Source organism: Bacillus sp. PPSBB_11, assembly GCF_038023285.1.
Lineage (GTDB): Bacteria > Bacillota > Bacilli > Bacillales > Bacillaceae > Bacillus > Bacillus altitudinis.
Genome location: NZ_CP150633.1, coordinates 1,450,378 through 1,458,423, shown reverse-complemented (window position 1 = coordinate 1,458,423; position 8,046 = coordinate 1,450,378). Strand labels below are relative to the sequence as shown.

The 8,046-nt window shown below is 41.0% G+C and carries 6 protein-coding genes; all 6 read right to left on the bottom strand.

Features of this window, described 5'->3' with window-relative positions; translation table 11 throughout:
- Positions 1-442: 442 nt before the first annotated feature.
- Positions 443-2,938, bottom strand: a complete 2,496-nt coding sequence (gyrA, locus tag V7L95_RS07300; RefSeq protein ID WP_058214360.1) for a DNA gyrase subunit A — start codon at positions 2,936-2,938, stop codon at positions 443-445.
- 234 nt (positions 2,939-3,172) lie between these two features.
- Positions 3,173-5,089: a DNA topoisomerase (ATP-hydrolyzing) subunit B gene (gene gyrB, locus V7L95_RS07295; protein WP_025206585.1), complete on the bottom strand. Its 1,917-nt coding sequence runs from the start codon at positions 5,087-5,089 to the stop codon at positions 3,173-3,175.
- Positions 5,090-5,146: 57 nt separating this feature from the next.
- Positions 5,147-5,392 carry an extracellular matrix/biofilm biosynthesis regulator RemA family protein gene (locus V7L95_RS07290; RefSeq protein WP_008360920.1) on the bottom strand — a complete coding sequence of 82 codons (246 nt, stop codon included), beginning with the start codon at positions 5,390-5,392 and terminating at the stop codon, positions 5,147-5,149.
- Positions 5,393-5,409: 17 nt separating this feature from the next.
- On the bottom strand, positions 5,410-6,522 hold the full coding sequence (gene recF / locus V7L95_RS07285; protein ID WP_017368464.1) for a DNA replication/repair protein RecF: 1,113 nt from the start codon (positions 6,520-6,522) through the stop codon (positions 5,410-5,412).
- 16 nt (positions 6,523-6,538) lie between these two features.
- A complete protein-coding gene (yaaA, locus tag V7L95_RS07280) occupies positions 6,539-6,754 on the bottom strand; it encodes a S4 domain-containing protein YaaA (RefSeq protein WP_008347598.1) in 216 nt (71 codons plus the stop codon).
- Positions 6,755-6,904: 150 nt separating this feature from the next.
- Positions 6,905-8,041 (bottom strand): DNA polymerase III subunit beta, encoded by a 1,137-nt coding sequence (gene dnaN / locus V7L95_RS07275; RefSeq protein ID WP_008347596.1) that lies wholly within the window; start codon positions 8,039-8,041, stop codon positions 6,905-6,907.
- Positions 8,042-8,046 lie beyond the last annotated feature (5 nt).

The window sequence follows — 8,046 nt, the reverse complement described above, 5'->3', positions numbered from 1 at the left end:
CTCCCTTCTGTCCGCTCGACTTGCATGTATTAGGCACGCCGCCAGCGTTCGTCCTGAGCCAGGATCAAACTCTCCGAAAAAGTTCAAAACCGAAGTTTTGTTTTTCGCCAGTTTGACTGACTACCTATGAAATATCATAGGATTTTTTTATAAAAACTCGAATTAACAGGTACGTTTTGTCTTGTTTAGTTTTCAAAGAACTTGTTTGTCACTCTCTCAAAGCGACCACTTAAATATATCATATATCTCTATCAACAGTCAACATTTTTCTTGAAAAACATTTTATTTTTTTAAGAAGTTTTGTTGTAAAAGAGATAAAAAATAGAGCCTCTTTTTGCTCCTTTGAAAGATTAACACATATCTATGAAAAAAGCATTATTAATTTCAAAAAAAATCATGTTTTTTCAAAAAAAATAAAGCCGGTGAAAAACCGGCTTTATTTTTACTCTGATTGCTCTTGATCTGACTCTACGTTTTCTTCACTATTCTCTTCATCGTCTTCTGGTGATTGTTCTACTAATGCCACTGTAGCGACATGTTCATCATCACCTAGACGGATCAGGCGGACACCTTGAGTGACTCGGCCTGTTGTGGAGATATCTGAAACGGCCATACGGATGATGACACCACTACCTGTAATAATCATCAAGTCTTCTTCAGCTTCAGCGTTAGTCGCCTTCACTGCAACAAGCGGACCGTTGTTGTCAGTGATCTTGCATGTTTTCAGACCTTTACCACCACGGCTTTGGACACGATATTCTTTTTCAGGCGTTAATTTACCATAACCTTTTTCAGTTACGATCAATACGTTTGCATCTGGCTCAAGGATTTCCATTCCAACGACGATGTCATCCTCAGAAAGTGTGATCCCTTTAACTCCAGCTGCTGTACGTCCCATTTCACGAACATCTGTCTCGTCGAAACGAATGAGCATTCCTTTTTTCGTTCCGATGATGATTTGTTTTTCACCATTGGTTAAACGAACAGCCATCAATTCATCTTCATCACGCAGGCTGAGTGCAATCAAACCATTGTTTCGGATGTTTGCAAATTGAGACAATGACGTTCGTTTCGAGACACCGTGTCTTGTTGTAAAGAAGAGATACGAATCTTCATCAAATTCGCTGACTGGAATAATGGCGTTTATCCACTCTCCCTTTTCTACTTCAAGAAGGTTAATAATCGGAATCCCTTTCGCTGTTCGTCCGAACTCAGGGATCTCATAGCCCTTCGCTCGATAAACCTTCCCTTTATTAGAGAAGAAGAGAATCGTATCGTGCGTAGATGTTGAGATCAGCTGTTCAACGAAATCATCTTCGTTGGTTCCCATTCCTTGTACACCTTTACCGCCTCTTTTTTGACTGCGGTATGTTGATGCAGGCAGGCGCTTAATATAACCATTATGAGTCAGTGTGATCACAATATTTTCAACAGGAATCAAATCTTCGTCTTCGATTGTTTCTATACCCGCTGTCACAATTTCTGTGCGGCGCGTATCATTGAAGCGTTCTTTGATTTCTGTTAATTCTTCTCTAATGATTTCTAGAACTTTCTCATTGTCTGCTAGAATGGCTTTCAATTCAGCAATCAATTCAACAAGCCCTTTGTATTCATCTTCTATTTTCTCTCTTTCTAAACCAGTCAAACGCTGGAGTCGCATATCGAGAATGGCCTGTGCTTGTTTTTCAGACAAGCTATAGTTTTCCATCAAACCATTTCTTGCAATTTCAGCAGTTTGAGAGCCTCTAATTAAGGCAATGACCTCATCTAAGTGATCAAGCGCAATTCTTAAGCCTTCTAAAATATGAGCTCTTGCTTCCGCTTTACGCAATTCATACGCCGTTCTTCGACGAATAATCACTTTCTGATGCTCAAGGTAATATTCAAGACATTGTTTGAGAGATAACACTTTCGGCTGTCCATCAACAAGTGCAAGCAAGTTAATACCGAAGGACGTTTGAAGTGTCGTTTGTTTATAAAGATTGTTTAATAGAACATGGACGTTTGCGTCTCTTCGTAGTTCAATGACAATTCTCATTCCATTACGGTCAGATTCATCACGAAGATCTGTAATGCCATCAATCTTTTTATCACGGACAAGATCTGCGATTTTTTCGATCAAACGAGCTTTGTTAACCTGATAAGGAATCTCGTTGATAACAATGCGCTGCTTACCACTAGATGTTTCTTCGATGTTTGACTTTGCACGTAATGTAATAGAGCCGCGTCCTGTTTCATACGCTTTACGAATACCGCTTCGCCCAATGATTTGTCCCGCAGTTGGGAAGTCTGGACCTGGAATGATGTCCATTAGTTCCTGTGTCGTCATTTCAGGATTTTGACTAATTGCCAATACCCCATCAATCACTTCACCTAGTTGGTGAGGCGGGATATTCGTTGCCATCCCTACAGCGATTCCTGTTGCCCCGTTCACTAATAAGTTCGGGAACCTAGCAGGCATAACGACTGGCTCTCTTTCGCTGCCATCGTAGTTATCTTGATAATCAATGGTGTCCTTTGTGATATCACGCAGGATCTCCATCGAAATTTTAGAAAGACGTGCCTCGGTATAACGCATGGCTGCTGCGCCGTCTCCATCGACAGAACCAAAGTTCCCGTGCCCTTCAACCAGCATATTACGATAGTTGAAATCTTGCGCCATCCGAACCATCGCTTCATATACAGCGCTATCACCGTGAGGGTGGTACTTACCGATAACTTCCCCAACGATACGTGCCGATTTCTTAAATGGTTTATCACTTGTCATACCTAGGTCATTCATCGCATACAAAATTCTTCGATGCACGGGCTTCAATCCGTCTCGCACATCTGGTAATGCACGCGAAACAATAACACTCATTGCATAATCTAAAAAGGACGTACGCATTTCATGGCTAATATTCACTTCGCGTACATTTGGTGTATGTTGTTCACTCACTATAAGAACCTCCCTTTACGTATCACATGAAATAAATTATGTGGGAGTAAAATATGTATTTATCTTCACAAGACTATTCTCCATTATATCAATAATCTTGCCTTTATACACATTTATTTACTAGAAAATCGACGAATCGCAGAAAACCAGGACATTCGTTTCACGCCCCTGTTTCTTGAAAAACAACCTTATTCCAAACAAGAAATAAGGTTGCTCTCAAGGGGGGATACCTATCTAAATATCAAGATTTTTTACGTATTGTGCATTTTCTTCGATAAAGTTACGTCTCGGCTCTACTTTATCTCCCATTAGCATTTCAAAAGTCTCATCAGCATCGATTGCATCCTCAAGTGTCACTTGAAGAAGTGTTCTCGCATCAGGATCCATTGTTGTTTCCCAAAGCTGAGTAGCATTCATCTCTCCAAGACCTTTATAACGCTGAAGTCCAGGTTTCGGTGTTTGAGGTAGTGTTTTTAACAGTTCATCTAGCTGTTTATCGTTATACACGTATTCAACACGCTTTCCTTGCTGCACTTTATATAAAGGCGGCTGTGCAATATACACATAACCGTTTTCAATGATTTCACGCATGTAGCGATAGAAGAATGTTAGGAGTAGCGTCCGTATATGCGCTCCATCAACATCAGCATCAGTCATGATCACAATTTTGTGATAACGTGCTTTCTCTAAAGTGAAGTCTTCTCCGATTCCAGTCCCTAGCGCTGTAATCATTGAACGAACCTCGTTGTTAGATAAAATTTTATCTAGTCGGGCTTTTTCAACGTTTAGGATCTTCCCTCTTAACGGTAAGATCGCTTGGAAATGTCGATCACGACCTTGCTTAGCAGATCCGCCCGCAGAATCTCCCTCTACGATATAAAGCTCAGAGATGGAAGGATCTTTAGAAGAACAGTCTGCCAGTTTCCCAGGCAAGCTAGAGACTTCCAGTGCACTTTTACGTCTTGTCAGCTCACGTGCCTTTTTGGCAGCCATTCTTGCACGAGCTGCCATCACACCTTTCTCCACAATTTTCTTTGCAGCATCAGGGTTCTCTAAGAGGAATTTCTCAAGTGCTTCGGAGAAGAGGGAGTCGGTAATGGTTCTTGCTTCTGAGTTACCGAGCTTTGTCTTCGTTTGTCCTTCAAATTGAGGGTCTGGATGTTTGATAGAGATAATGGCTGTTAAGCCTTCTCGTACATCTTCTCCGCTCAAATTCGAGTCACCATCTTTGAATACGCCATTTTTACGAGCATAATCATTGATGACACGCGTCAGACCGGTTTTAAAGCCAGCTTCGTGTGATCCACCTTCATATGTGTTGATGTTATTGGCGAAAGAATAAATATTGCTTGTATAGGAATCGTTGTATTGCAGTGCAACTTCAACGGTGATTCCGTCTTTTTCACCCTCGATGTAAACTGGTTCTTCATGAACGACTTCCTTCGAGCGATTCAAATGTTCTACATAGCTCTTAATACCGCCTTCATAGCAGTATTCGTTTCTTCGTTCTTTGCCTTCACGTAAGTCTTCAATGATGATGTTGACGCCTTTTGTTAAGAAAGCTAACTCACGTACACGGTTAGCAAGTGTGTCGTAATCAAATTCAATGGTTTCAGTGAAAATTTCTGGATCTGGCACAAAATGAGTGGTTGTCCCTGTTACATCTGTTTCACCGATGATCTCTAAATCTCCAACTGGAACACCGCGTTTGAATTGTTGATAATGAATTTTTCCATCACGGTATACAGTCACGTCTAAGGTCGTAGATAACGCATTAACAACAGATGCCCCTACACCATGCAGACCGCCAGATACTTTATAACCGCTGCCGTCAAATTTACCACCAGCGTGAAGAACCGTCATAATGACTTCTACAGCAGGACGTCCCATTTTTTCGTGAATCCCAACAGGAATTCCGCGGCCGTTATCTTTCACTGTGATGCTATTATCTTTTTCAATTTGCACTGTAATGTCTGTACAATAACCAGCTAAAGCCTCATCAATACTGTTGTCGACAATTTCCCATACAAGATGGTGAAGTCCTTTTGCACTGGTTGACCCAATGTACATTCCTGGACGTTTTCTAACCGCTTCTAGTCCTTCGAGCACCTGTATCTGATTTTCATCATAACTATTATGTTGCTGTTCCATTGCCACGTACATTCACCTACACTTTTCTTAAACGATATATTTATATGAATTGAGCTTTTAGACTTCAATTTCAATCACAAATGAAGCACGTTTTTTGAGCGTGCTTGAGGAAAGAGGAGAGTAATACACGGATTCAGTTGTGACGACGATGGATTTGGGTGTCCCTTGTGACAACGAAATGATTTGTTCTTCTTGTTTTTGAAGAAATTCCTCTACAACAGAAGATGACCTCATTTTGTAATCAACAATTGCGACAATCTCTCGTGTAGAAACAACACAATCATCACCTAAATGAATATACAAGACTCACACCTCATTTATCAGTCAATTACTTTTCCACTGGCTACTCTGAAAATTTCCGCTTCTTTCAGGGTGGCGTGATCGATGCCTTCAACACTCGTAGTGGTGACAAAGGTCTGTACACGTCCCTGAATGGTATGGAGCAAATGAGACTGTCTGTAATCATCAAGTTCAGATAAAACATCATCGAGTAGAAGAATTGGGTATTCACCGATTTCTTCATGAATCAGATCAATTTCTGCCAGCTTTAGTGAAAGAGCTGTTGTTCTTTGCTGCCCTTGAGAGCCATATGTCTGAACATCCCGACCATTCACAAAGAAAAGAAGATCATCTCTGTGAGGCCCCCATAGCGTCACCCCTCGGTCTATTTCTCTGTCTCTTAGTTTCTGAAACGATTCTTCATAGCTATTTTTTATTTTCGACAAGTCTGACGCTTCTGATACCTCTATGGCCGTCTGGTATTGGAGCGTGAGCGTTTCCAGCTCTCTTGAAATCCCAAAATGCAGCGGCTGCGCCCATTTTTCGAGCTGTTTCGTAAAAGTCAGTCGTCTTTTGACAACCTTCGCTGCCGCATCAATCAACTGCTCTGTTAAAATCTCCAGCATCGTTTGATCCGTTTGCTTTCTTGTTTGCAATTGTTTCAAGTAATGATTTCGCTGAGTGAGGATTTTTTGATAGAGCGATAAATCATGCAAGTAGACAGCAGACACTTGTCCAATCTCCATGTCGAGGAATCTTCTGCGGATTTGCGGGCTACCTTTCACAAGGCTGAGATCCTCTGGTGCAAACATGATGGTGTTCAAGGCACCAACATAATGACTGAGTTTCTGTTGTTCAATGTGATTGACCTTGCCCTTTTTTCCTTTTTTTGAGATCACGAGCTGCATGGGGAGTGGACCATTTTTTTTGATGACTCTACCTTCTATTTTAGCATAGTCTTCGTCCCATCGGATAAGTTCTTTATCATTTGACGTACGATGAGACTTTGCCATCGACAATACATAGATCGCTTCCATCAGGTTCGTTTTACCTTGGGCGTTCTCACCAATCATCACATTCACCTTATTGTCGAATTGAAGCTCGGTGTGTTCATAGTTTCGGTATGAAGTTAACGCCAGACTTTGAATGTACATGTATTGTCACCCGTTTCTAATTCACAACTTGAAATGTGCCGTGACCTTCTATCTCGACAACATCACCTGGGTATAATTTGCGTCCCCGTCTATTATCTGGCTCTTGATTGATGAACACCTCATGTTCACTTAAAAACCACTTCGCCATTCCACCAGATTGAATGACTTCGGCTAATTTCAAAAACTGCCCTAATGTAATCATTTCTGTTTCAATCGTTATCAGATTAGGCATTGTATCGACCTCTTTCAATATCACTAATATCTAATTGTACTAAAAAACAAGACAAGAAGGAAAGGGGGAAAGCGAACTGGGATGAAAGAAAGCTGAGGAAATGAGGAAAAAAGCTGCTGTGCGCTCACACAGCAGCCATTTTAGACCAAATTAATACGTTCTAACTGGAAGAATCAATTGCAAAATGGAATCATCATTTGGCGTTCGTAATAGGAATGGTCTCATTGCGCCAGTGAAACTGACATGAATCTCTGTTCCCTCTAATACTTTTAAAGCATCAAGCATATATTTCGGACTGAAAGAGATTTTGAGATCCTCCCCTTTAATGTCATCTGCTTGCACCGTTTCAACTACTTTACCGATTTCAGGCGAATTAGAAGAAATTTCAAGGCTTTGCGCAGGATCAGCAGAAAGCTTCACAACGTTGTTACGCCCTTCTCTTGCTAAAAGTGACGCGCGATCAATCGCTTGAAGGAATTCTTTCGTATTCACCACTACATCCGTTTTACTTTCTTGCGGAATGAGGCGAGCTGTATCTGGGTAATTACCATCCAGCAATCTTGAGAAGAACAGCACGTTCTGTGCTTTAAAGAGAACCTGTGTCTCCGTAATGACGATGCTCACAAGATCTTGTCCATCATCAAGAATTTTACTTAGCTCTGTTAAACTCTTTCCAGGAATGACCACATTGTACGAGCTTTCCTCGTTAATATCCAACTTCGCTTTTCTTAAAGCAAGACGATGACTATCCGTTGCTGTGCATATTAATTCACCTTTTTCAACCTTCCAGTTTACACCTGTCAAGATAGGTCGTGTTTCTGAGGTGGACACTGCGAAAACCGTTTGACGGATAAGGTTTTTAAGCAAATCTGTTGGAATTTGAAAAGCATGATGCTCTTCAATTTGTGGCAGATGCGGATATTCTTCAGCATCTAAGCCGTTTAAATTAAATTCTGCTGAACCAGAGCGGATGATGGTCAGATGATTTTGTTCTACCTCAATTTCGACAGTAGACATAGGCAGTTTCTTAACGATTTCGCTAAAGAAGCGGGCTTGCAGCACAATACTTCCTGGTCGATCAATTGTAATGACTTCTAAATCTCCATCTCTTTGAGGAATAAAAGATTCGATTGAGATATCAGAATCGCTCCCTGTGAGAGAAACCCCTTCGTCAGATGCAACAATTTTAATCCCTGTCAAAATAGGAATCGTTGTTCTAGAGGATACGGCCTTTAATACATCTTGGACACTTTCAACAAGACGATCTTTTTGAATCGTGAATTTCATAGTGG